Consider the following 25,376-nt stretch of genomic DNA (forward strand, 5'->3'; position numbering starts at 1 on the left):
AAAAAACCTCACTTAATAGCGAGGTTTATATTTTTAATAATTTCTATATTTTTTAGTTTCATCAAAAACATGTTCAAGAATTTTTTTCTCTTTATCATCAAATTCTATATTACGTCTTTTCATTACCACATCTGCTACTTCAAATACTTTATTTGTTTTATACTCTGTAAATCCAGAAGCTCCTCCCCAACTAAATGATGGCACAAAATTTCTTGGAAACCCACTTCCAAAAATGTTTGCTGAAACTCCTATAACAGTTCCCGTATTAAACATTGTATTTATTCCACATTTAGAATGATCTCCCATCATTAAACCACAAAATTGTAATCCTGTTTTTGCAAACCTACCTGTTTCATAGTTCCATAATTTTACCTCAGCATAATTATTTTTAAGGTTTGAATTGTTAGTATCTGCTCCTAAATTACACCATTCTCCTAAAACCGAATTTCCTAAGAATCCATCATGTCCTTTATTCGAATACCCCATTAAAACAGAATTATTCACCTCTCCTCCTACTTTACAATAAGGCCCTAATGTAGTAGCTCCATAAATCTTTGCTCCTAATTTTAAAACTGACTTTTCACACATAGCCAAAGCTCCTCTTACTACAACTCCTTCCATTACTTCTGCATCCTTACCAATATAAATTGGCCCTGTAGAAGCATTTAAAACTGCATAAGTTAACTTAGCCCCTTTCTCTACAAAGATATCAGCTCTATTAATGCAATTAACCGTTTCTGGGATAGGTTCTGATTGTCTTCCTTCTGTAATTAAATCGAAATCGGCACGAATTGCTGCATCATTTAAAGAAAAAATATCCCACGTATTTTTTATTTGTATAATATCATCTTCAAACTCTATTTGTTCATACTTAGAAAAATCTACTTCTTCTTGTGTATCTGCTGTATAAAAAGCAATAACATCATCTCCTCTAAAAACCGCTTGATTCTCTTTTAACCCTTTTACAACCTCAACCAATGATTTGTTTGGTAAAAAAGACGCATTTAACAACACATTCTCTTCCATCTCAACCATTGGATATTTTTCTTCTAAATATTCTTCAGTAATTGTAGTAGTTGTTAAACCAAGGAACTTCTCCCACTTTTCTCTAATTGTTAAAATACCTACTCTTAAATCGGCTACTGGTTTTGTATATGTAAATGGTAATAATGCTGTACGCACATCGCCATCAAATAAAATATAATTCATTTCTATTTCTTTTTGTAGATACACAAACTTACTACTTTCCTTTGATTTTTTAAGTCTAAAATTTTAATATTACTTTTGTTGTAACAAAACCTAATTGGTTTTTAATTTTTAAAGAATGAAAAAGATTTTAGCCCTTATTATTGGTGTTATTTTATTAATTGCAGGTATTTACTACGCATTTATCTACTACGTTCCTTATAGTGAAGGGGTTCGATCTGGAGAACTAATTAAAATTAGTCACAAAGGCGTATTTGTTAAAACTTGGGAAGGAGAAATTAGTCAAGGAATTTCTGGTGCTCAAATATTCTCTTTTTCAGTAGAAGATAAAGAAACTGCTGTTATTGATAATTTAAAAAAATACCAAGGTAGATATGTAAAAGTTACTTATAAAGAACGTTTTGGAACTTTCTTTTGGTTAGGAGATACTAAATATTTTATTACTAAAGTGGAAGAAGAAGCTTCTCCACATTTTAGAGGAGTTACTAAAGAAAATGAACAATAATTATAAAAAAATAGAAGATACTTGCATTACGATTTCTGAGCTAATGCTTCCTTCACATGCAAATTTTAGTGGTAAAATTCATGGTGGTTACATCTTGAACCTAATGGATCAAATTGCCTTTGCTTGTGCTTCAAAACATTCTGGAACTTATTGTGTGACTGCCTCTGTAGATACAGTTAATTTTATTAATCCTATTGAGGTTGGCGAGTTAGTTACCATGAGAGCTTCTATTAATTATGTTGGAAACACCTCTATGGTAGTTGGAATTCGTGTAGAATCTCAAAACATCCAAACAGGTAATGTAAAACACTGTAATTCTTCTTATTTTACTATGGTTGCTAAAAATGAGCAAGGAAGCAACTCTAAAGTACCTGGTATTATAATTAGTAACGATAATGAAATGCGTAGATTTTTAGAGGCTATTCATAGAAATGAAACTAGAAAAAATAGACTCGAAGAATTTGATAGTGAAAACTTCTCGGTACAAGAGCACGCAAAAGATTTAGAAAAATATAATATCAAAATAGAATTATAAAAAAACCGAAGCTTAAAGCTTCGGTTTTTTTTTATCTGTAGATAAATTTAAAAATTCTTGTTATCTAATAACATTCCTGCTAACTGCAACAACTGCAGTTCTGCATTTTTAGCAGTATATTTTGCCCTACTTACACTTAACTCTGCATTAATTAAATTAATTTGAGCTTGGCGGAAATCTATTGAGGTAATTTGTCCTAATTTGTATCGCTCATTAGTTCGTTCAAAATTATGTTTATTCGTTGTTACATTTTTTTCTTGGGCTTGTAACGAAAACAATGCATTTTGATAAGTCTCCCAAGCATTATTCACATCTCTCTCTAATTGTTCCTCTTGTTGTTGTTTTTGAATTTCTTGTGTTTCTAAAGCTATTTTTGCATTCGCAACATTAGTTTTAGTTCTTCCTCCATCAAAAATATTCCAAGACAAACTTAAACCAGCATTTAACCCCGTTTGTGTATTAGTTATTGGATTATTTGGATTACCTCCAAGTCCATTATCATTTTTATTCCAAGCATAAGAACTTGTTAAACTCACGTTGGGCATCCATCCTGCTCTATTAATTTTTACATCTAAGTGCCTTAAATCAATGTTCTTTTTTGCCTGTAATATAGTTGCGTTATTTGTTTTAGCCTTTTGTAAAACATCTATCAAATTTAAATCAATTGCGTAGGTTACATTGGTATCTACTTTTACTGGAGTATTTACACTTCTACCCAACACCACGTTTAAATCTCTTTTTGCGTTCGATAATTGACGTTTTAAATCTATATATGTAATACTATCATTATTAACATCTACTTCTGCATTCAATACTTCTAACTTAGTATTCTGACCATAATCAAAATTATATTTAGCTCTTTCTAACCTCTTCTTTGAAATTTCTAATGTTTCTTTTTGGGTCTTTTCATTTTCTGTTAATCTTCCTACTTCATAATACGCTAAAAACAATGTGGTTAACGTATTTTCCATTACTTGTCTTGCTTGCAACTCTGTTAAATTATAATTTTCTTTTAATCGTTTAAAAGTATTTTGCCTATTAAACCCATTGAAAATAGTATAATTTAACCCTACTGACGCATTGTATGACTTTGATATAATGCCTTTAACATTTGCTGGCGGTATATTTTGAAACGTAAGCTCAGAATTATTGTTACTATAATTAGCTCCGGCATTTCCAGTAACAGTTGGTAGGTATCCACTGTTATAAATACTTTTATTGTTTTTAGCAGTTTCTAAATTATTCTTTGTTACTCTAATATCGTAATTATTCGCTAGTGTTATTTCTACTGCCTTCTCCTTACTTAATACTTCTTGTCCGTAAAAAGAAATACTAGTGAATAAACACCCTATGATTAAATGTATTTTTTTCATTCTTGTTTTCTTTTACTCTTCTAATTCTTCGTTTTCTGCTTCTAATTCTTTAATAGCCCTTTCTACTTCTTCTCTTTTTGGCTTTTTTCCTGTCCATAACCACTTGGTATATACTTTTGAGTAATTAGATATAGACAATAATATTGGTAGCGTTAAAAGTGTTAAAAATGTCGCTATCACAATTCCATAAGCAATAGATATTGCCATTGGAATTAGGAACTGAGCTTGCCTACTTGTTTCAAAAATTAAAGGTGCTAATCCAGCTACTGTAGTTATTGTTGTTAAAAATATTGCTCTAAATCTTGATTTACCTGCTGCAAACAAAGCATCTTCATATTCCATTCCTTCTTTTAGATAACTATTGAATTTGCTAATGAGGACAAGTCCATCATTAACCATAATTCCTATTAAAGCAATAATTCCCAAAAGTGATAAAATATTTACAGCAAACCCATGAATCCAGTGACCCCAAGCAACTCCTATTAAACTAAATGGCACCATAATTAATAGCATAAATGGTTGCCCATATGATCTAAACGTAAATACAATAACAATATAGATTAACAATAAAATTACTGGCCCTACTATTTTTGCTGAACTAGATACTTTTGAAGCTTCTCTATTTTGTCCTTCATATAAAGCAGTCACTGATGGATACTTTGCCGAAATCTCTGGCATTATTCTCTCTTGAATATCTGTAAGGATATCTGTAGCACTTCCTTGAGTGGTTTTTAAATCTGCTTCTACCTTTATTTCTCTTTGTCCATCTAAGTGACTAATTGATATTTCACCTCTTTCAATTTGATAACTTGCTATTTCTGAAAGTGGAATTCTACTTCCTGTAGGAGTTACGATTCGCATGTCATCTAAATTTTTAATTGACGATCGCTCTTCTTTATTATATCTAACCCACACTTTTATTTCGTCTTGTCCTCTTTGAAAACGCTGTGCTTGTCTACCAAAAAAACCACTTCTTATTTGCGACATTACCTCGTTCAAATTCAATCCTAATAAATAAGCATTCTCTTTTAATTGAATTTTAATTTCTTTAATCCCTTGCGGATCGTTATCGGTAACATCTTTTAAATCTTGATTCTTTTTTAACTCTTCTTTTAACTCTGTCTTAGCCGCTTTTAGCTCAGTTATATTATTACTTAATAAAGAAACTGATACTGGACTTCCTCCAAAATTACCTCCCGAACCAAAGGTTAGCGTCTCTACTCCATATACTTCTCCTACTCTTTCTCTAATTGCATTGGTAATTTCTCTTGAACTAAAAGAACGTGTTTCTCCAGGCAATAAATTAATTCGTAAAGATGCTTTAGCTGAACCTGGTCCTATTTGTTTTAAAATATTTTCTACTACTGGTTCACCTTCTACTCCGTACTTTTTAGTAAATTCTTTTTCTACCTCCCAAGTTTTTGCTTCTATTACCGATATGATACTATCTGTAATTTTCTCATTGGTTCCTTGTGGCATTGTTAAGTTAACTGAAACTCTATCACTTGCTATAGATGGAAAAAAAGTTCCTTTAATAATTCCTCCTTCAAAAGCTCCTTTTGTTAATACTAATAATGATATTGGGATTATTATACCAAAAAACTTATTTTCTAATACAAATTTTAATGCAGGAGCATATAATTTATCACGCATAAAATCCATTAACTCTTCTGCGTATTTATTAAATTTGTATAACTTTTGATTTCTATCTAGTGCTTTTGAATGCGCTACGTGAGCTGGTAAAATAATTAACGCTTCTACTAATGAAAGAATTAATGTTAATGCTACCACTGTTGCTACTTCTCCAAAGAACTCCCCTATATTTCCATCTAAAAAGAAAAATAATGAGAATGCTAAAACGGTAGTACTTATGGCTGATATAATTGGCGGCACTACTTCCATTGTACCATCTATTGCTGCTCTAATTGGATTTTTCCCTTTCTCATAATGATGGTAAATATTTTCTGATATTACAATTCCATCATCTACCAGAATACCAATTACGATGATCATTCCAAATAGTGATAATACATTTATTGTAATATTAAAATATCCTGCCAACATAAACATTCCGAAGAATGCTACTGGCAATCCAGCTGCCACCCAAAAAGCTAATCGAGGACGTAGAAATAATGATAAAAATAGCATTACCAATAACATTCCTTGCCATGCATTTTTGAATAATAATTCAGTACGCTGGTTTAGTGTTATTGAAGAGTCTCTTGTTACCTCTATTTTTACATTATCATGTTCTGCATTAAACTTTTCAATGTATTCGTTTATTTTTTCTGCTGACGTAAGTAAATCTTCACTATTTGTATTACTCACCTGCATTCTTACAGCTAAATTTCCATTATAAAAATTTCTATTAGGTGTTTCATTCCAAATATCTCTTACTGTTGCAACATCTTTTAATCTAATTATTCTTCCTGAAGCATCTGCTTTTACTACTAAATTATCTAGTTCATCTCCGTAGTATGACCTATTATTAGCACGTATTAAATACTCTTCTGCATCTGTTTTAACAGATCCTCCTGTTGTTAAAATATTTGCTGTAGAAACTGCATTTGCTACTTGATTAAATGTTAATTCATATGCTAATAAATCATTTTCTCTTACGGCTATTTCTATTTCTTCTTCTGGATATCCTGAAATTGAAATTTGTGAAATTCCATCTATTCTTCTGATGTCGTTTTCTATTTCTCTGGCTATATTTTTTAATGATTTTAGCGAAATATCATCTCCGGTAACTACAAAACTTATGGTTTCTGCTATGTTCTCTATTTTAGCAACCACTGCTGGTTCCATTCCTGTTGGAAAGTTTGGAACTTTATCTACTGCATTTTTAACATCTGCTAAAACTACATTTATATCATAACCTTTTAAAGTTTCTACTGAAATAGTTGCTGCATTTTCTGAGGATGTCGATGTTACTCTATCTACTCCTACTAATCCTTTTAAATTATCTTCTATTTTTAAAACAACTCCTTCTTCAATTTCTTGAGGTGAAGCCCCTGGATATGCAACATTAATATTAATAAATTTTGCATTTGTCAATGGAAAGAAGGATGATTTTAGTGTTGAATACCCAAAAAATCCTAATATCACAAAAGCTATAATAATAATGTTTACTGCTACGGGATATTTTATAAAATATGCTATTACTTTTTTCATATCTTATTTTTTTGCTGTGCTTTTATTTTCTGAAAATATTTTGACTGGCATTCCTGCATAAGCCCCTGCAACTGGTTTATTCACTAATTCTTCTCCATTTGCTAACCCTTTTATCACTACTGTATTTTCATTAAAGTGAACTGGGTTAATTTCAATTAAGTCTAAAACATTATTCCTTACCACATACACTGCTTTATTTTCAACTAACAATTTTCTATTTATCTCTATCGCTTCTTTTTCTGATTTAACAGGTACATTTGCTTCTAAGTACATTCCTTCTCTTAAATCCTTTCCTTTTACTTCTATAAATACTTGAACTGTTTGTGAAGCTTGATCTATTTTTCCATTAATTCTAGAAACTTTTCCTTTCCAAACCTTTGTTTTTTCTAAGTTATGTAACGCTACTAGCTTACCTACTTCTAAAACATCTACCAATCCTCCATTTACCGATAATGCTAATTCAAATACAGAATTATCAATGAACTCTCCCATTTTTTGTCCTGATCTTACCAAAGTTCCGTTGGTTACCAAAGCCTCTGTTAAAACTCCATTAAAAGGAGCTCTAATGTTGTACTTTCCTAATCTTGCTTCTAGATTTTTGATAGTATAAAATGTGGTATAAATATTTCTTCCTGTTATAAAATACTTCTCTTTATCTGACTTTGGTATTGGAAGTGGTTGTACTGTTTTATTAATATCAAAGTTTTTCAAGTAAGTATTCCAGCTTTCAAATGAGTCTGGGTAGTCTAAACGCATGTCTGGCATTATTGAAGCTATTAAATTTTGCAACGAACTTCTTTGAGATTGAATAGATGCATAAAACTCTTGATTATTAATTTTTAAAAGTGTTTGTCCTTTTTTATAAGATACTCCTACTCTAAAATCTTTTCCAGTAGTTTGTAAAACTCCTTGTACTTCAGAGTAAATATCTACTTTATTTTTAGCTACTAAATTTCCATTTGCTGAAATATCAATCGCTACATCTCCATTTTTTACCTCTTTTACAAAAACAGTTTTTTCTACTTTTGTTACTTTTTGTTCTGGTACTTTTTTACTGTTTTTTAAATAGTTTGATATTAAAAATGCTAATCCTAACACCACTATTCCTGCCACTACAATAATTACTTTCCTCATGTTTTATATTTTAGTTGTCACTACAACTTTTAGCTGATATTTGTATTAAATTTTCTTGTACTTTCTTTATTACATTAATTGTATCTGTTATTTCTTTTTTTGAAATATTTTCTTGCAAGGATGTTACAAAGTCTTCCATTATTGGTATTGTTTCTTTAAGTAACTGCTCACCTTTTTTTGTTAAATGAATATGATTTATTCTTCTATCCGATTTCGATGGGATTCTCGCTACCAAACTTTTCTTTTCCATAGTATTTATCAGCCTAGTCAAAGAGGTCTTGTCTCTACCTGTTAAAAAAGCTAGCTCCTGTTGTGGCACTCCATTCTTTTCTTCTAACTTTTTTAAAAGAACCCATTGTATTTTGGTTAAATTTATTTTCCTTTCATAAAACATATCTTGAATATGATTATCTATCATTTTCATTGTCTTTCCTAACCAAGGCGCTAGTGTTTTCTCTAAATCCATATTCCCGTTCCTTTATTAGACGCAAAGTTAAATTAAAAGATTAATTTAGTTGCATATGCAACTAGTTAACTTTCTGTTAAAATTGTTAACTTTAAAAATACTACTCTTTATTCCATTGCTCCATCCAATTACTCATTGCTTCTTTCAATTCTTTTTTAATTTTTGAATTATATTTTTTTAATTGAATTCCTGATAAAACTTCCTCTAACTTTAAATACTCTTCCTTCCCTACTGCTTTCATTTTATTTCGAATACTAAACATTGATGAATTCTCTATAACTTTCTTCCTTGCTTTAAAAGCATCTAAATTGATTCTAAAAATTTCTTTTGTTTGTTCTTCAGACAGACTTAACTTATCCTTCATTAAATCTGTTTTCTTTTTAGCCATTTCTTCTGCTGGAATTGCTTTAAACTTTTCCAATTTCGACTGACTAAAACCTATAGTTGAAATCATCAATACAATTACAATCGTTATTTTCTTTAATACTTTCATCTTGTTCGTTATTTATCATAATTATCAAGCAAAAGTATTTTAGAGGCATAAATAAAGAAGAATCTGTTATACCAACTCTTAAAATGTATAGACAAACTGGTTTTAAACTCCTAATCTTTTTAAAATAGCAGCCTTGTATGTTTCACCTATTGGTAGACGCTCATTATTTACAATAAGTTTGTTTTTTTGATGTGAAGACACGTAATCTATATTTACAATATATGAACGGTGAATTCGAAAAAATTTTACTGAAGATAGTTTTTCTAAAATAGCTTTAAAACTCATTAAGGTAAGTATGGATGAGCTTGAATCGATTGTTTTTATCTTTATATAGTCTTTTAAACCCTCAATATAAATAATATTTTTAGTTTCTATTTTTACATTTTCATATTCAGATTTTACAAAAATGAAATCGTTTTGAGTTTCATTCGTAATATCTTTTCTTTGCTTTAACTCATAAAGCTCTCTTGCCTTTGTTATAGCTTTTATAAATCTTGGAAACGGTATTGGTTTTACTAAATAATCGGTAGCATTCAATTCAAAACCATCTAAAGCATACTGAGGATAGGCTGTAGTAAAAATAAACTGAGGCAAATTAGATATAGATTTCACTAATTCTAAACCTGTTAAATTTGGCATTTCAATATCTAAAAAAACCAAATCTAAATCGTGTTTTTGCAGTAAAGATAAAGCCTCTAAAGAATTATTGGTTTTAGCTACAATTTCAATATTTCCAACACGTTGAACATAGGTTTCAATAATATCTACTGCTAAAGGTTCGTCATCAACTATAATACATCTCATCTATTTTACTTCTTTTAAGTTTTACACAAACTTTAAATTTTTCTTTATTAACCTATACGTAATTGCAAACTTACCTTGTATAAATTATCCTTATCTGAAATTTCTAATTTATGCTTATTTGGATACAACAATTTTAAACGTTCTTTTGTATTCTTTAAACCTATACCTGAATTTATATCATCTATTTGTTTTCTATTCTTTACGTTTACACACTCAAATTTAAAGAGAGTATCATCTATATCAATAGTTACAATTATTTTTGAGTTTTTTATTGGGTCAATACCGTACTTAAAAGCATTTTCAATAAATGAAATTAACAATAATGGTGGTATTTTTTGATTGGTAATTTCTCCTGAAACATTTAAAGAAATTCCCTCTTTATCTATTAATCGTAACTTTTGTAGGTTAACATAATTTTCTATGTAGCTAATTTCCTTTTCTAACAATACAAAATCATCATTTGCCTGATACAACATATATCGCATTAACTCTGATAACATAATAACTGCTTCAGGAGCTTCGTCTGCTTTTTTTACTGTTAAGGAATAAATACTATTTAATGAATTAAATAAAAAATGTGGATTTATTTGAGATTTTAAAACCTCTAACTCAGTTATTCTTTTCTGACTCTCTATATCTTTTTTATCTGTTTCATTTTTAGTCCAAGCCAAATATGTTTTAATTACTGCTCCAAGAATTACCAGAATAATATTAAACATTACACTTATTGCAAAACTCTTAATAGAAAAATTCTTATAAGCCTCTAAATTTATATTCTGCGGTAATGATTCAAAATAACTTGAAAAATTAAAAGACCTATATATGAAAGCTCCTAGGTAAACTACTAACAATACTGTAATTGCATATAAGAAAACCTTCTTTTTAAATAATAACTTTGGAACTAGAACTAAATAATTGATATAAAAGAATACAACACCTAAAGATATTCTTACAAAAAACGGCAATGGAACTTTTCCTTTATCTAAATAAAGTTGAGTTCCTACAAACAAAATAAATGTTAGCCATATAGAACTATGTATTAATAAGCGTTTGTTTGCTTTATCCATTTCTTTTAAAAATTATCTAGATAAATTTAACCTATTTATTTTTACTTCGTCTCTTTTTTATCAACTCTGATAAATCATAGGCAACTCCTATTGAAAAGAAAGGTCTGTTATCTATATCAAAATCGTATAATTCATCTTTGTCTACATCTAATAAAGAATACGTATTACTAAACGAATAACCTGCATTAGCAGTAGCTCTCCATCCTTTTGCAAACTTATAGCTATAACTAATATTTGCTAAGAAATTTCTAAACTGAATTTTTTGAGCTTCTTCTCCATTAAAAATTGGACTGTTACTTCCCGATAAATTCGAATAAAAACCTTGCTGTCTTGCTTCTATCCTAAAACTATTTTTCTTATTTAAATTATAATTGAAAAAAGTACTAGGAAAACCAATTCCATATGAAAATCTTTCATTTAATATTTGTCTAAAACTTATAAATGGAATCACACCCGGTTTTCCTGATAAAGTAGCATAGGCCACCCCAAAAATCATAACACTTCCTTTCTTAAAATTCCCCCATCGTTTTGTTGCTAATAAAGCTCCATTTAGTAATAAATCTTCTGAACTTAAACTTCCTTTAAGATTTGAAGAAATAGTTGGATTTACTCTTGCTGTTAAAAGCCATTGTTTTTTCAATGGGTAACTATAAGACAATGCATATGATAGATTATAAAAAGTTTCTATCTCTTTTGTATCAAATGGATAACTCTTATTATAATTCAGTACTGAATAATCAAGTCCAATAGAATTGGTTATAAATCCCTTTCCTACTTTTACTGGAATATTAGCACGAATTTCTGTACTATTAAAATCGAAATCTTTACTACTTGGCGAGTATTTATGCTCAATACTAAATAAATCTGGTTGCTGCTAACTATAACAAGATCCTATTACACTTAGAAAAAACACAGCGTTTATTACTTTTCTCATTGATGGCTACTTAAAAATTAAGCCTCAAACCTATAATTACTATACAGCATAATGAAAAAAATTATACTGGCTTAATTTTTCAATAGATGAACCATCATTTTTTATCTACAAAAAACCCGAAGAACTTAATCTTCGGGTTTATTTTATCATTTTTTAATTAATTGTGTAGACATCATTGACTGTTTCACTCAATCTGAAATATCCAAACACCTCTTCATTACTATCATTTATATTAATACAATTCCCTTTTACGCGAGCTGGTGTGGTTTGAAATGGTCCTCCTTGCCCAAGTTGTTCTATTAATAAATCTATGTAGTTATAATATCGTCTTGAAATTCCTTGAAGACTTAAAGTAACTGTTCCTCCTTTAACTAAATCCTCATCTTCATATTCGATAAAATTCTGATTACCATCTGTAAATTCATCTTTTAAAGTTTCTAAATCAGGAATTGCTAAATTTGATGCTTGAAATACTCCAAGATAATAGTTAGCGATATCTTTAGGATCATCAAAATATACTTTTAATTTAATTTCATCATCTCCTCCTATCGATGGAACTGCTTCTTGTTCTATATTCTTAATACCTACAACTGAAATTAATGTTTCTGTGGCTCTATAAGTTTTTCCGTCGTAAAGTACTTCTAATTCGTATTCGTCATTCAATACTGGATTAAATGTTCCTATGGTATAATTTCCATTATTTTGATTTGTAAATGTAAAGACCTCTCCAGTATTAGTATTCGTTACTTGAACTTGAGCATTTAAAACTGGCTTATTGGGTTCGTTTGAAAAATATTCAGTTGATGTACTCAATTTAATAGTCTGATTTACTCCCGATGTTCCTTTTTCCCATAAAATAGAAGCTTCTATTACCAAACGTTCTCCTCCATTTGGAACACTAACATTTACTACTTCTGTACAAGCATAAAACAAATTAATAATAAGAATGATTACAACTGATTTTATAATTAACTTTTTCATTTTCTTAAAATTTAAAATTATAACTCACTGAAGGAATAATACCAAAAATGGTAGTCTGCGTAGCTTCATTAGCTCCTGTTGTAGCATTTTGTCCAAAACTTATGGAAGCCGCATTATTACGATTATAAATATTATAAATACTAAATACCCATTCTCCTTTCCATTTCCTATTCTTGTTTTTTCTTGGAGTTAATGTTGCAGAAACATCTAATCGATGATAAGCAGGTAATCTACTTGCATTTCTTTCGCTATACGTAGGTATGGATAATCCTTGATAATTAAATTGACCATTAGGATATGTTACTGGTCTACCCGTTTGAAAAATAAAATTAGATCCAAAGCTCCATTTTTCATTCAATTTATAGTTTCCTGTAAACGAAACATCATGAGTTCTATCATAAGCTGTGTTATACCAGTTACCATTATTAATTCCTAATCCACCAGAAGCATTCCCAGGTGCTCTTTGCTGTGCTTTTGACAAGGTATATGATAGCCATCCTGTAAAATTCCCTTGGTTTTTTCTCAATAACATTTCTAATCCGTAAGAACGCATTTCACCAATTAAAATCTCACGTTCTATATTGTTTTGCGCTATTAAATCTGCTCCATCGATATAATCTACTCGGTTATTTACTGTTTTATAATACACCTCTGTTTCTATAGAGTACATATTATTTTTAAAATTCCTGAAATACCCCAAAGCATATTGATCTGCTAACTGTGGTTTTAAAAATTTACCACTTGGCGCCCATACATCTAAAGGTGTTGCCGAAGTTGTATTGGATATTAAATGTAAATATTGTGCTGTACGGTTATAACTTGCTTTTAACGAAGATTTATTATTTAGTTGATACGATAAGGCAAATCTTGGTTCAAAATTACCAAATGAGGCTATTGTTTTTCCACTTGAATAATTAATTTCTCCAATAGCTTCTGCTCGCTCATAAATACCTAATTCTGAATTATACACTACTGGCAAATCATTTTGATACTCATTTAATGTTTGGGCTCCTAAACGATAAAAAGTACTATAACGTAATCCATACATAGTGGTTAACTTATCTGTAATTTTATGCTCTAAACTTGCATAAACCCCGCCTTCAAAAGCACTTTTATCATCTAATTTTCTAGAATTTATACCAGAAGCTTCGTTTAATGGATTTAACTCTCCGGGATTAAATTGGTAATAAATTCCGCTAAGCCCAAAATTGAACTTCATTTTATCACTCGCATAATAGCCAACATCGTATTTCAAATTATAGTTATTAATATTCGACTTCCAATCTAAGCCTTGCATATCAAGCTTCAAAGCATAATTATATCTACTGTAGATTACTGATAAATTTGAAAATAACTTATCATTAAAAATATGGTTCCATCGTAAGTTTCCTGAAATGTTTCCATATGAATTAGAAAACCTCTTAGCTAAACTAAAATCGTCTTGCCCTAAATATCCTGACAAAAACATTCTATTCTTGCTATCAATCTTATAGTTTGTTTTAAAATTAAGATCGTAAAAACTAGCACTATTACTATTATTTGCCAGTTTTAAAAATAAATGTGCGTATGATGCTCTACCTGATAACAAAAACGAACCTTTATCTTTAAATGTAGGACCCTCTGCTGTTAACCTACTCGATATTGCTCCAATACCTCCTGTAAGCGCAAATCGCTTGCTATTCCCTTCTTTTTGACGGATATCTAACACTGAAGAAACACGGCCTCCAAACTGCGCTGGAATCCCACCTTTGTATAGTTTTATATCCTTAATAGCATCACTATTAAACACCGAAAAGAATCCAAATAAATGCGATGAATTGTAAATAATTGCTTCATCTAACAGCACTAAATTTTGGTCTTCTGCACCACCACGCACATTAAATCCTGAAGCTCCTTCTCCTGAATTTGTTACTCCTGGTAAAAGCTGAATTGATTTAATAATATCTACTTCTCCCATTACAGCGGGGATCTGCTTAATTGTTTTAGTAGATAATTTTGTAACGCTCATTTGAGGTGTTCGTATATTCGTTTTCTTTAACCCTTCCGAATTAATCACAACCTCGTCTAACTGTGAAGTATCTTCTTGTAATTCAAAATTGAGTTTTAAATTACTATTTAGTGATACTTCTTTTTCAACCGTCGTAAATCCTAAATAAGAAATTATCAAAGTATAATTTCCTTTGGGAACCGTTAACGAATAAAAACCATATTCGTTTGCTGAAACCCCTAAATTGGTTCCTTTTAAAAGAACAGTAGCTCCTGTTAATGTTTCTCCGTTTGTTTCAGATTTTAACGTTCCGCTGATTGTTATTTTTTCTTGAGCAAAGCTTAAAAAAGATGTAAAAAATATTACACAAAAAATGAATTTCTTCATAAAAGTTTAAATGTTTTTATTGGTTTAAAATCATCAAACATAACGAGAAGAAATTGTTTGTATTTGCCCGTATAACTGGCTTTGGAGCGAAATACTGGTTTTAGGAGTGAAAAGATTTAGATTAACTTTTCTTTAAGAATACTAGAATTACTAAACCTCTTTTTAATACAATGAAATTTTTGTTTTTATATCCTTTAAATAAGTTTTTGAAACTGGTATTTTAATCATTTCTGGACTCCCCAATATCAAATTTGGTTTTTGATTTAAGTATTTTAAACTTTCTATATTCATCAAATTTACCGCGTAAGATCGATGACACTTTATTAGAGATGGAAAATCTTTTAATTCATTTAAAACTTTAGAAAAACGTGTTCTTACACTTTGTTCTATCAATCTTCCATTTTTCAAATACTTTATTAAAATATATTGGTTTTGAGATTCTATTGCATAAATAGTATTAATGGCTACTGTTAATTTACAAACATCATTTTCATCTAATACCTTTATTAAGTCTTCATTTCCAGAAGCTATTTTATAGTGTTCCTTAATAACTGTCAAATCTTTTTCTAAAGTAACCTTATCACTTAACAACTGCTTTAAATACGTGTATACTAGTATTCCCATTACAGGATACAATAGCACTATACATAAACTAAAATATGTTAAAAACGAGTAAAAAAACATTTCTCTCATAATATTATCAATAGTAATAACATCTTCTTCGAAAATAAAATAATCAATAATTGTAGTAACACACACTATTAATAATACATCAATAAAAAACCACTTCAAGAAATATTTGATAGTATAATTTTTAACCAAAAACTGTTTTCGTAAAACAAATTGACTGAATGCTAAAACTAAAAATATAACACATGAAAAGAATAACAACAACAACAAAAGCTCTACAATATTATAACGACTATTTTTCAATACTTCATAAATTCCAAAAGGTTGATAAATCAACACAAAAAGCATTAAAAATATAGAGCTACTTGATACATAAAACCACTTTTCTTTATTAGTATTAAAAAACTGGAAAGGTATATTTAGAAACTGTCGTATTTTCATTTCTGTATTTTAAAAGTTTGATCATACTTAAAACAGTTTCTATTCAAAAATAGTATACAAGCTTTACTTTTTTATATGAAAGCCTAAACATATTTTTTCAATTAATTATAATGAAAAAGAGGTGATTTTCATTATAAAAATCACCTCTTTTTAATATATTGTATTTGTATAGTCTATTTACTTAAATACATTTTACGTCTTGAATATAAATCATAGAAAGTATCATCTCTTAATGAATCTATGAATAAAATACTTTCTCCTGTAGACTTCATTTCTGGTCCTAACTTCTTATTTACATTCGGGAATTTGTTAAACGAGAATACTGGTTGTTTAATTGCAAATCCTTCTAGTTGTGGATTGAATTTAAAATCAGTTACCTTCTTCTCTCCTAACATCACTTTTGTTGCATAGTTTACATAAGGCTCTTTATAAGCTTTCGCTATAAATGGTACCGTACGAGATGCTCTTGGGTTTGCCTCAATGATGTATACTTTATCGTCTTTAATTGCAAACTGAATATTGATTAGTCCTTTTGTTTTTAAAGCTAAAGCGATTGTTTTGGTATACTCTCTAATTTGCTCTAACACTAACTCTCCTAAGTTAAACGCTGGTAAGGTTGCGTTAGAATCTCCAGAGTGCACTCCACAAGGCTCAATATGCTCCATGATTCCTATGATATATACATTTTCTCCATCACAAATAGCATCTGCCTCTGCTTCTATTGCTCCTTCTAAATAATGATCTAACAATAATTTATTATTAGGAATTTTACGTAATAAATCTACTACGTGCTCTAATAACTCCTCTTTATTAATTACAATCTTCATTCCTTGTCCTCCTAATACATAAGATGGGCGAACTAAAATTGGGAAATCTAATTCATCAGCCAAAGCTAAAGCTTCATCAGCTGTTTCAGCTACACCAAATTCTGGATAAGGAATTTTATTATCTTTTAATAACTCTGAGAAACTTCCTCTATCTTCTGCTAAATCTAAAGCTTCAAAACTAGTTCCTAATATTTTGATTCCATACTTCGTAAGTTTCTCTGCTAATTTTAATGCAGTTTGACCTCCTAACTGTACGATAACTCCTTCTGGCTTTTCGTGCTTAATAATATCGTATATGTGCTCCCAGAAAACTGGTTCGAAATATAATTTATCTGCCGTATCAAAGTCTGTAGAAACTGTTTCTGGATTACAGTTAATCATAATTGTTTCATACCCACATTCAGCAGCAGCTAAAACTCCGTGTACACAACAATAATCAAACTCAATTCCTTGTCCAATTCTGTTTGGTCCTGATCCTAAAACAATTACTTTTTTCTTATCTGAAACTACACTTTCGTTTGCTGGTAACTTCTCACCATCAGCCGTTTCAACCTCATTCTCAAAAGTTGAATAATAATATGGAGTTTGTGCTTTAAATTCAGCAGCACAAGTATCTACCAATTTATAAACACGTTTAATTTTTAATTCCTCACGTAATTTATAAACCTGGCTTTCTAAACATCCTAACATATGTGCAATCTGACGATCTCCATATCCTTTTTGTTTAGCTTCTAATAATAACTCTCTATCTAAAGTGTCAACTGTATATGTAGAAATTTCTTTTTCTAAGTGGTATAATTCCTCATATTGTTTTAAATACCACATATCAATTTTAGTGATATCGTAAATTTTACTTAGAGGAATTCCCATTGCTATTGCATCATAAATAGCAAAAACTCTATCCCAACTTGCGTTGGTTAATTTATCTATAATCTGATTATAATCTTTATATCCTTTACCGTCAGCTCCTAAACCATTACGCTTAATTTCTAACGACTGTGTTGCTTTGTGTAATGCTTCTTGGAAAGAACGTCCAATTCCCATTACCTCTCCAACAGCTTTCATTTGTAAACCTAAAGTTCTGTCTGAACCTTCAAATTTATCAAAGTTCCAACGTGGAATTTTTACAATTACATAGTCTAATGTTGGCTCAAATAATGCCGATGTAGATTTTGTAATTTGATTATCTAACTCATCTAAGCTATAACCAATTGCTAACTTCGTAGCTATTTTTGCAATAGGATATCCTGTTGCCTTACTTGCTAAAGCAGAAGAACGAGATACACGTGGATTAATTTCAATGGCAATAATTTCTTCTTTTTCATCTGGAGAAACTGCGAACTGTACATTACATCCACCTTCAAAATCACCAATAGAACGCATCATTTTAATAGCCATGTCACGCATTTTCTGGAATGTCTTATCAGAAAGCGTCATTGCTGGAGCTACTGTAATTGAATCCCCTGTATGAATTCCCATTGGGTCCATATTTTCGATAGAACAAATAATAACTACGTTATCATTTTTATCACGTAATAACTCTAACTCATACTCTTTCCATCCCATCATTGCTTTATCAATCATTACCTCATGAATTGGAGATGCTTCCAATCCTCTACGTAATAATTTATCAAAGTCATTTGGATCATATACAATAGAAGCTCCTGCTCCACCTAATGTATAAGAAGAACGAATTACTAATGGGAAACCAAATTCTTGTGCTATTTCTTTACCTTTTAAAAATGATGTAGCTGTAGCTTGTGGTGCCATTGGTACATCAATTTGTAGCATCAATTCTCTAAACTTCTCTCTATCTTCAGTAATATTAATAGCATCAATGTCTACACCTATTAATTTTACACCAAAATCTTCCCAAATTCCTTTATCATCAGCTTCGATACATAAATTTAATGCTGTTTGACCTCCCATTGTTGGTAAAACTGCATCAATTTGCGGATGCTCTTTTAAAATTTGAATTATTGATTTTGTTGTTAAAGGCAACAAGTATACATGATCAGCCATTGAAGGATCTGTCATAATTGTTGCAGGGTTAGAGTTGATTAAAATTGTTTCAATTCCATCCTCTCTTAAAGATCTTAAGGATTGAGAACCTGAGTAGTCAAATTCACAGGCTTGTCCAATAACGATCGGTCCAGAACCGATGATTAAAATAGATTTAAGGTCTTGTCTTTTAGGCATTTTGTTGTTTATTGTGTTGTATTGGTAAAAGTAAAAATTGTTTAGGTATAAAAAAAGGTGTTACTAAAAAATAGTAACACCTTATCTAATTAACAATAGTTAATCATTATTTCTTTGGTCTTGGAGCTGAAGATACAGTCAAACTCTTTCTTCCTTTAGCCCTTCTTCTAGCTAATACTTTACGTCCATTAGCAGATGCCATTCTTTCTCTGAAACCGTGTTTGTTTCTTCTTTTTCTCTTCGATGGTTGGTACGTTCTTTTTGGCATTATTTATATTTTTAAAAATCTTCTTTAAATTATATTTTGCTTTTTGAAATTCCGTCTGCTAAAAGCGTGGGCAAATATACAACAGTTTTTTTGACTGGCAAACCCTATTATTATTTTTTTAAAAAATATTTTCAATTTGCTAAATTAAGTAATTTTTACAGATGTTTTTTATCTTTTTTATTTGTTCGAATTGTTAGACTTCTTACTTTTGCCCAAACCTAACAATACCATGAACAACACTAAATACGTTTTTGTAACAGGAGGCGTAACTTCATCACTAGGAAAAGGAATTATAGCTGCTTCTTTAGCTAAGTTACTACAAGAAAGAGGCTATTCTGTAACCATCCAAAAGCTTGATCCATATATAAATATTGACCCAGGAACATTAAATCCATACGAACATGGTGAATGCTATGTTACGGACGACGGAGCTGAAACCGACTTAGATTTGGGGCATTATGAGCGTTTTTTAAATATTCCTACATCACAGGCTAATAATGTGACTACTGGACGAATTTACCAATCGGTAATAAACAAAGAACGTAAAGGAGAGTTTTTAGGAAAAACAGTACAGGTTATTCCTCATATTACTGATGAAATTAAACACAGAATTCAAATTTTAGGGAATACTGGCGATTATGACATTGTTATTACTGAAATTGGAGGTACGGTAGGTGATATTGAATCACTTCCATATGTAGAGGCTGTGCGTCAATTACAATGGGAATTAGGTGAAGACAATGCTATTGTTATTCACTTAACTTTAGTTCCATATTTGGCTGCTGCTGGTGAGTTAAAAACAAAACCTACGCAACACTCTGTAAAAATGTTAATGCAAAGTGGTGTTAGTCCTAACATATTAGTTTGTCGTTCTGAGCATGAAATAAACGACAACATTAAACGTAAATTAGCACTATTCTGTAATGTTAAAAAGCAAGATGTAATTCAATCTTTAGATGCAGAAACTATTTATGATGTTCCAAACTTAATGTTTAAAGAAGGTTTAGATTATGTTGTTTTAGATAAATTAAACTTATCTACTCGTAAACAACCGAAATTAAAAGCTTGGAATCAGTTTATTGAGCGTCATAAAAATCCAACTGCAACTCTTGAGATTGGTCTAGTTGGTAAGTATGTTGAATTACACGATTCTTATAAATCAATTACAGAAGCTTTTATTCACGCTGGTGCTGCTAACAAAGCTAAGATTAAAGTTCGTTGGATTCACTCTGAAGAATTAACTCCAGAAAATGCTGCTAGTAAACTAGAAGGTTTAAACGGTGTTTTAGTAGCTCCTGGTTTTGGTGATAGAGGTATTGAAGGTAAAATTGCTGCTGTACAATATGTTCGTGAAAACAACATTCCTTTTTTAGGTATTTGTTTAGGTATGCAAATGGCTGTTATTGAATATTCTCGTAATATCTTAGGATTGCAAGATGCCAATTCAACAGAAATGAACGAAAAAGTAGCGCATCCTGTTATTAATTTAATGGAAGAGCAAAAAGACGTTACTGAAAAAGGTGGTACAATGCGTTTAGGTGCTTGGGATTGTGAAATTACAAAGGATTCTAAAGTATTTGAAGCTTATAAATCTGAATTAATAAGCGAGCGTCACCGTCACAGATATGAGTATAATAATGATTATAAAGAACAATTAGAAGCAGCTGGTATGAAAGCTACAGGTATAAATCCAAAAACTGGATTGGTAGAGATTGTTGAGATACCTACACATCCTTGGTTTGTTGGTGTACAATACCACCCTGAATATAAGAGTACGGTTTTAAACCCACATCCATTATTCGTAAGCTTTATTAAAGCTTCTTTACAACAATCGAAAAAATAAATTTTAAATCCTGTAATTTTTAATTGCAGGATTTTTTTTGAAATAAATTGGAACACTGTTTGAACTATAACGTATATCAAAATTAATCACAGTAAAACATCATAAAATCTGTAGGGTTTTACTACATTTGTCGGGTTTTTCAATTATCAGAAAAACAAAAAATGACAAGTTGACATTATAACACATAATCAATGGAACAAAAAAAATTTGATTTTAATTCCTTTATAGGAATGCTTTTATTAGGAGGAATCATGCTTTGGTGGATGAATAGCCGCAAGCCTGAAGTTACACCTGAAACAACTGCTCAAACCGAACAAACTACGCAAGTATCTTCAGCGCAAAATAATGTAGCTGACACTGCTATCTTAAACGATTCGTTAAGACAAATTGCTTTAAAAAATAAATTAGGAGCTTTTGCCTATGGTGCCTCTACAACTAAAGAAGGTACTACTTCTATAGAAAATAAACTTGTTAAATTAACGATTGATAATAAAGGTGGACAAATTACAGAAGCTTTAATTAAAAACTTCAAAACATACGATTCTCTTCCTTTGTACTTAGTTAAAGACAAGAATGCTTCATTCAATATTAATTTTGGTACTACTGACAATCGTATTTTAAACACAAAAGACTTATTATTTACTCCTACTTTAACTAAAAACGGAGATACTCAAGTTCTTTCTATGAAATTAAAGGTTTCTGAAACTCAGTTTTTAGAATACCGTTATGAAATGAAAGAAGGTGATTACCGCGTTGGTTTTGCTGTACGTTCTCAAGGATTAAGTAATGTAATTAATAGTTCACAAGCCATTAATTTAGATTGGAGCTTAAAAGGTTTTAGACATGAAAAAAGTTTAAAAACCGAAAACATGTATTCATACTATTATTACAAAGCTGATGATGAAGTTGAATACTTACAGATGAACGATGATGAAACTGTAAGTGATATTGATTGGGTAGCCTACAAGCAACACTTTTTCTCTTCTATATTATCTTCAAAAACTCCTTTTAACAGTGCTAGTTTAAAATCTGTTGATTTTGCAGGAGAAGAAAAAGATAGTGTATTTACAAAAACATATAGTTTAAAAACTCCTTTAGCTTTAACTAACGGGGAATTAAACTATGACATGCAGTGGTTTTACGGACCTACTGATTATAACTTATTAAGTACATATAAAGGTACTAACTTAGATGAAATTACAGATTTAGGTTGGGGAATTTTTGGTTTCTTAAACCGTACTATATTCTATCCTGTATTTAATATGCTAAAAGGGTTTATTGGTAACTTCGGATTAATTATCATTTTAATGACAATTGTAGTTCGTATTATCATGTCTCCTGTACTTTATAAATCATATTTATCAAGTGCTAAGATGAAAGTGATTCGTCCAGAGATGGAGGAAATCAATAAAAAATATCCAGGAAAAGAAAATGCAATGAAGCGTCAACAAGAAATTATGGCGATTCAACGAAAAGCTGGAGTAAGTATGATGTCTGGTTGTATTCCTGCATTACTTCAAATGCCTGTGTTCTTTGCTTTATTTAGATTTTTCCCTACGAATATAGATTTCAGACAAAAAAGTTTCTTATGGGCTAATGATTTATCTTCTTATGATATTGTTTTCCAATTACCATTTAGTATTCCTTTTTATGGAGATCACGTAAGTTTATTCCCAATATTAGCTTCTGTTGCTATTTTCTTTTACATGAGAATGAACCAAAGTCAACAAGCAAATATGCAAGCTCCACCACAAGAAGGTATGCCTGATATGAGTAAGATGATGAAGTATATGATTTACTTCTCTCCTATTATGATGTTATTCTTCTTTAACAACTATGCAAGTGGATTAAGTTTATATTACTTTATCTCTAACTTGTTAACCATTGCAATTATGTTAGTAATTAAAAACTATGTAATTGACGAAAAGAAGATTCACGCTCAGATTGAAGAAAACAAAAAGAGACCTGAGAAAGCTAAAAGTAAATTTAGACAACGTTTAGATGATGCTATGAAGCAAGCACAAGAGCAACAAGCAGCTCAACAACGTGCTAAAGGTAAGAAATAAACAAACTATTAAGTTTTATAAAAACCCCGTTTAAATTGAATTTAAACGGGGTTTATTTATTTAATAAACTGGCAAGTGAAGCATAATATCAATCTTATGTAAAACTTAGTTTATCAATTTTTAGGCTACACTCCATAATCATACTGAGTGAAACCAAAATCTATTTGATATCATCAGCGGACTTCGCTAATGCAATAAAAACTTTGCCGAACCTTCATGCGAACTTCGCTGAAATAAAAAACTACCTTAATTAACATTAAGGTAGTTTGATTCTAGTTTTAATTGCCTTTAATTACAAACTAACTAGATATAAGTGAAGCTACAACAATAAAACATCATGTCTATATACCCTTATCCACTTATAAAAAAACCAGATATAAACACATTCCCAATGATTTGTAATAATTGGTGCTTTTCTTATTTTTCTATGAGTTAACATTATAAAAGGAGTAATCTTTTTATTTAAGTTTAAACCTATAATATAGTTTAAACTCTCTTCGTCTTTAACAAATTGATTATGATATATATTTATTGTTGTAAAGCCTTTATTCTTAAACAAATTATCTATTTCATTATTAAAATCTTTATTAATATTCTTCATAAAAAGAAAGACATTTATAGAATCTCTATTCCCTAAATACTCAATTTCTTCATTATTTATTATATCAAACGCCATATTTTTTTTACCCCAAAAAAAATAACTAGTAAGGTAAAGAAAAATCACCCCTAAAAAAGCATATAAAAATCTTCTCATTTATTAAATTTTATAATATTATACTTTGTAAGCCATATTAAAACACAAAAACTTTCTTAGAAAGAAACGTAAAGCAGTTTACGTTATCTTACAATTTTTACTTATTTTATACTATATTCCTTTCTCATTTAAAATATTTCTTACAAATACTTTCCTCTATCAATATTACTCCAATGTTAAGTGCACTGAATCTTTAATTTTATCATAAATATTAAACTCAATAAAACCATTAATTTTTGAAAATTTAATACTCTTGAATATTTTCCTAGGATATTTTCTTCTACTAACGACATCTATATAATCATCATTAATTGTATCAAATTTAAAAAAATACAAATCTTCACTTTTGTTTTTTTGTGTTCCAATCAACTCACATTTATAATCATTTCCTATCCAAGATAGATATCTTTTTTCCTTATCATTTAAAATAATAAAAATGTCGTAGAAGTCCTTGTTTGAATCATAGCAGAATAATGTATCATTTTTCAAACTAAAAAATAAATTATCAAAATTGTTATTAAAGTGAAACTTATAAAACTTAATCTCATCTTTAATAAAAACGCTATCTGAAAGATTACTTAGAAAATGTTTTTTCTCTTTTGAAAGCACGCCTTTTTTGCAACCTAAAAAAAGCACTAAAAACATTAAATAATAAAAACATTTTTTATTCATATTTATAACTTATAACAGTTTTCATATTCATAATTACCTTATAGATAATAGACTTACTACTTCAACCACTAAAAGTATAAGTAGATATAATAATAACAAAGTAAACACACGGTTTTCTCTCCAATTCACTCATATATTAACTAATGAATATCATCTTTTTTCATACTAAGACTTACATAAGTAAACTCTCCATTAAACTCAGAAAAATGTATGACCATTACCTTTAATTTCTCACCTAATTTAGGAAATTCATCTAGACTAATGTTTCTTTTTCCTATGTAAGGAGCTAAAACTATTCCATAAAAATCTTTATTTATATCAACATATACTCCATAAGGCTCAACTTTAAAAACTTCTCCATAAAGAATATCACCTATTTGAATTTCAAGTTTTAATTTCTCCCAATTTGCTATTGTTCTCTTATTTGTCATTCTAAAGGCTGAAAACTAGTTTATTTTATTAAATTCATTAAAATCTAACACATAAAACATATCATTATTTAATGTTTAAATTAATTCCAATATACAACTCTAAAAATAGAAAAGTTCATTTCAAAATATTAGTATGAAATCCCATTACTTTTTATTTAACATTCCTTTAACTAAATCCCTTTAAACCATTAAAGAACTT

The 25,376-nt window shown here is 29.8% G+C and carries 21 protein-coding genes; 4 read left to right on the plus strand and 17 right to left on the minus strand.

The features are described from left to right. Positions 1 to 33 precede the first annotated feature (33 nt). Positions 34 to 1,209: a GlmU family protein gene (locus F7018_RS17540; protein WP_150901407.1), complete on the minus strand. Its 1,176-nt coding sequence runs from the start codon at positions 1,207 to 1,209 to the stop codon at positions 34 to 36. 115 nt (positions 1,210 to 1,324) lie between these two features. Between F7018_RS17540 and F7018_RS17545 the strand changes: the two genes are divergently transcribed. Beyond that, positions 1,325 to 1,711, plus strand: a complete 387-nt coding sequence (locus F7018_RS17545; protein ID WP_150901408.1) for a 6-phosphogluconate dehydrogenase — start codon at positions 1,325 to 1,327, stop codon at positions 1,709 to 1,711. Next, entirely contained in the window at positions 1,701 to 2,246 is a 546-nt protein-coding gene (locus F7018_RS17550) for an acyl-CoA thioesterase (protein WP_150901409.1), read from the plus strand. The genes F7018_RS17545 and F7018_RS17550 overlap by 11 nt, the downstream gene beginning before the upstream one ends. 47 nt (positions 2,247 to 2,293) lie before the next feature. Here F7018_RS17550 and F7018_RS17555 read toward each other — a convergent pair whose 3' ends face one another. From F7018_RS17555 to rpmH, 13 genes are all read right to left on the minus strand, one after another. Continuing rightward, entirely contained in the window at positions 2,294 to 3,619 is a 1,326-nt protein-coding gene (locus tag F7018_RS17555) for a TolC family protein (protein WP_150901410.1), read from the minus strand. Positions 3,620 to 3,631: 12 nt separating this feature from the next. Then, entirely contained in the window at positions 3,632 to 6,793 is a 3,162-nt protein-coding gene (locus F7018_RS17560) for an efflux RND transporter permease subunit (RefSeq protein WP_150901411.1), read from the minus strand. Between the two features lie 3 nt (positions 6,794 to 6,796). Next, positions 6,797 to 7,927 (minus strand): efflux RND transporter periplasmic adaptor subunit, encoded by a 1,131-nt coding sequence (locus F7018_RS17565; RefSeq protein ID WP_150901412.1) that lies wholly within the window; start codon positions 7,925 to 7,927, stop codon positions 6,797 to 6,799. A gap of 10 nt (positions 7,928 to 7,937) precedes the next feature. Beyond that, positions 7,938 to 8,393, minus strand: coding sequence for a MarR family winged helix-turn-helix transcriptional regulator (locus tag F7018_RS17570; RefSeq protein ID WP_150901413.1), 456 nt, complete (start codon positions 8,391 to 8,393; stop codon positions 7,938 to 7,940). Positions 8,394 to 8,493: 100 nt separating this feature from the next. Continuing rightward, on the minus strand, positions 8,494 to 8,886 hold the full coding sequence (locus F7018_RS17575) for a hypothetical protein (protein ID WP_150901414.1): 393 nt from the start codon (positions 8,884 to 8,886) through the stop codon (positions 8,494 to 8,496). A gap of 102 nt (positions 8,887 to 8,988) precedes the next feature. Further along, positions 8,989 to 9,690 (minus strand): LytR/AlgR family response regulator transcription factor, encoded by a 702-nt coding sequence (locus tag F7018_RS17580; RefSeq protein WP_150901415.1) that lies wholly within the window; start codon positions 9,688 to 9,690, stop codon positions 8,989 to 8,991. 47 nt (positions 9,691 to 9,737) lie between these two features. After that, positions 9,738 to 10,757 (minus strand): sensor histidine kinase, encoded by a 1,020-nt coding sequence (locus F7018_RS17585; RefSeq protein ID WP_150901416.1) that lies wholly within the window; start codon positions 10,755 to 10,757, stop codon positions 9,738 to 9,740. 31 nt (positions 10,758 to 10,788) lie between these two features. Then, positions 10,789 to 11,610 carry a DUF6268 family outer membrane beta-barrel protein gene (locus F7018_RS17590; RefSeq protein ID WP_317132401.1) on the minus strand — a complete coding sequence of 274 codons (822 nt, stop codon included), beginning with the start codon at positions 11,608 to 11,610 and terminating at the stop codon, positions 10,789 to 10,791. A 234-nt stretch (positions 11,611 to 11,844) separates the two neighbouring features. Continuing rightward, a complete protein-coding gene (locus F7018_RS17595; RefSeq protein ID WP_150901418.1) occupies positions 11,845 to 12,672 on the minus strand; it encodes a DUF4249 domain-containing protein in 828 nt (275 codons plus the stop codon). Positions 12,673 to 12,676: 4 nt separating this feature from the next. Continuing rightward, entirely contained in the window at positions 12,677 to 15,046 is a 2,370-nt protein-coding gene (locus tag F7018_RS17600; RefSeq protein ID WP_150901419.1) for a TonB-dependent receptor, read from the minus strand. Positions 15,047 to 15,208: 162 nt separating this feature from the next. Beyond that, complete coding sequence (locus F7018_RS17605) at positions 15,209 to 16,117, minus strand: LytTR family DNA-binding domain-containing protein (RefSeq protein ID WP_150901420.1); 909 nt, start codon at positions 16,115 to 16,117, stop codon at positions 15,209 to 15,211. A 173-nt stretch (positions 16,118 to 16,290) separates the two neighbouring features. Beyond that, positions 16,291 to 19,143 carry a carbamoyl-phosphate synthase large subunit gene (gene carB / locus F7018_RS17610; RefSeq protein ID WP_150901421.1) on the minus strand — a complete coding sequence of 951 codons (2,853 nt, stop codon included), beginning with the start codon at positions 19,141 to 19,143 and terminating at the stop codon, positions 16,291 to 16,293. Between the two features lie 106 nt (positions 19,144 to 19,249). Beyond that, positions 19,250 to 19,411 (minus strand): 50S ribosomal protein L34, encoded by a 162-nt coding sequence (gene rpmH, locus F7018_RS17615; protein WP_093871631.1) that lies wholly within the window; start codon positions 19,409 to 19,411, stop codon positions 19,250 to 19,252. Between the two features lie 229 nt (positions 19,412 to 19,640). Here rpmH and F7018_RS17620 point away from each other — a divergent pair, with 229 nt between their 5' ends. After that, complete coding sequence (locus tag F7018_RS17620) at positions 19,641 to 21,254, plus strand: CTP synthase (protein WP_150901422.1); 1,614 nt, start codon at positions 19,641 to 19,643, stop codon at positions 21,252 to 21,254. Between the two features lie 191 nt (positions 21,255 to 21,445). Next, a complete protein-coding gene (gene yidC, locus F7018_RS17625; protein ID WP_150901423.1) occupies positions 21,446 to 23,320 on the plus strand; it encodes a membrane protein insertase YidC in 1,875 nt (624 codons plus the stop codon). Between the two features lie 319 nt (positions 23,321 to 23,639). Here yidC and F7018_RS17630 read toward each other — a convergent pair whose 3' ends face one another. From F7018_RS17630 to F7018_RS17640, 3 genes are all read right to left on the minus strand, one after another. After that, entirely contained in the window at positions 23,640 to 23,996 is a 357-nt protein-coding gene (locus F7018_RS17630; RefSeq protein ID WP_150901424.1) for a hypothetical protein, read from the minus strand. A gap of 243 nt (positions 23,997 to 24,239) precedes the next feature. Continuing rightward, on the minus strand, positions 24,240 to 24,746 hold the full coding sequence (locus F7018_RS17635; RefSeq protein ID WP_150901425.1) for a hypothetical protein: 507 nt from the start codon (positions 24,744 to 24,746) through the stop codon (positions 24,240 to 24,242). 140 nt (positions 24,747 to 24,886) lie between these two features. Next, complete coding sequence (locus F7018_RS17640) at positions 24,887 to 25,177, minus strand: S1 RNA-binding domain-containing protein (RefSeq protein ID WP_150901426.1); 291 nt, start codon at positions 25,175 to 25,177, stop codon at positions 24,887 to 24,889. Between the last annotated feature and the right edge of the window lie 199 nt (positions 25,178 to 25,376).

This window comes from Tenacibaculum aiptasiae (assembly GCF_008806755.1).
GTDB lineage: Bacteria > Bacteroidota > Bacteroidia > Flavobacteriales > Flavobacteriaceae > Polaribacter > Polaribacter aiptasiae.

Excerpts from the sequence above, each read along its gene's own strand:
- F7018_RS17540 (WP_150901407.1), bottom strand. The coding sequence starts at position 1,209 with ATGAATTATATTTTATTTGATGGCGATGTGCGTACAGCATTATTACCA.
- F7018_RS17545 (WP_150901408.1), top strand. The coding sequence starts at position 1,325 with ATGAAAAAGATTTTAGCCCTTATTATTGGTGTTATTTTATTAATTGCA.
- F7018_RS17550 (WP_150901409.1), top strand. The coding sequence starts at position 1,701 with ATGAACAATAATTATAAAAAAATAGAAGATACTTGCATTACGATTTCT.
- F7018_RS17555 (WP_150901410.1), bottom strand. The coding sequence starts at position 3,619 with ATGAAAAAAATACATTTAATCATAGGGTGTTTATTCACTAGTATTTCT.
- F7018_RS17560 (WP_150901411.1), bottom strand. The coding sequence starts at position 6,793 with ATGAAAAAAGTAATAGCATATTTTATAAAATATCCCGTAGCAGTAAAC.
- F7018_RS17565 (WP_150901412.1), bottom strand. The coding sequence starts at position 7,927 with ATGAGGAAAGTAATTATTGTAGTGGCAGGAATAGTGGTGTTAGGATTA.
- F7018_RS17570 (WP_150901413.1), bottom strand. The coding sequence starts at position 8,393 with ATGGATTTAGAGAAAACACTAGCGCCTTGGTTAGGAAAGACAATGAAA.
- F7018_RS17575 (WP_150901414.1), bottom strand. The coding sequence starts at position 8,886 with ATGAAAGTATTAAAGAAAATAACGATTGTAATTGTATTGATGATTTCA.
- F7018_RS17580 (WP_150901415.1), bottom strand. The coding sequence starts at position 9,690 with ATGAGATGTATTATAGTTGATGACGAACCTTTAGCAGTAGATATTATT.
- F7018_RS17585 (WP_150901416.1), bottom strand. The coding sequence starts at position 10,757 with ATGGATAAAGCAAACAAACGCTTATTAATACATAGTTCTATATGGCTA.
- F7018_RS17595 (WP_150901418.1), bottom strand. The coding sequence starts at position 12,672 with ATGAAAAAGTTAATTATAAAATCAGTTGTAATCATTCTTATTATTAAT.
- F7018_RS17600 (WP_150901419.1), bottom strand. The coding sequence starts at position 15,046 with ATGAAGAAATTCATTTTTTGTGTAATATTTTTTACATCTTTTTTAAGC.
- F7018_RS17605 (WP_150901420.1), bottom strand. The coding sequence starts at position 16,117 with ATGAAAATACGACAGTTTCTAAATATACCTTTCCAGTTTTTTAATACT.
- carB (WP_150901421.1), bottom strand. The coding sequence starts at position 19,143 with ATGCCTAAAAGACAAGACCTTAAATCTATTTTAATCATCGGTTCTGGA.
- rpmH (WP_093871631.1), bottom strand. The coding sequence starts at position 19,411 with ATGCCAAAAAGAACGTACCAACCATCGAAGAGAAAAAGAAGAAACAAA.
- F7018_RS17620 (WP_150901422.1), top strand. The coding sequence starts at position 19,641 with ATGAACAACACTAAATACGTTTTTGTAACAGGAGGCGTAACTTCATCA.
- yidC (WP_150901423.1), top strand. The coding sequence starts at position 21,446 with ATGGAACAAAAAAAATTTGATTTTAATTCCTTTATAGGAATGCTTTTA.
- F7018_RS17630 (WP_150901424.1), bottom strand. The coding sequence starts at position 23,996 with ATGGCGTTTGATATAATAAATAATGAAGAAATTGAGTATTTAGGGAAT.
- F7018_RS17635 (WP_150901425.1), bottom strand. The coding sequence starts at position 24,746 with ATGAATAAAAAATGTTTTTATTATTTAATGTTTTTAGTGCTTTTTTTA.
- F7018_RS17640 (WP_150901426.1), bottom strand. The coding sequence starts at position 25,177 with ATGACAAATAAGAGAACAATAGCAAATTGGGAGAAATTAAAACTTGAA.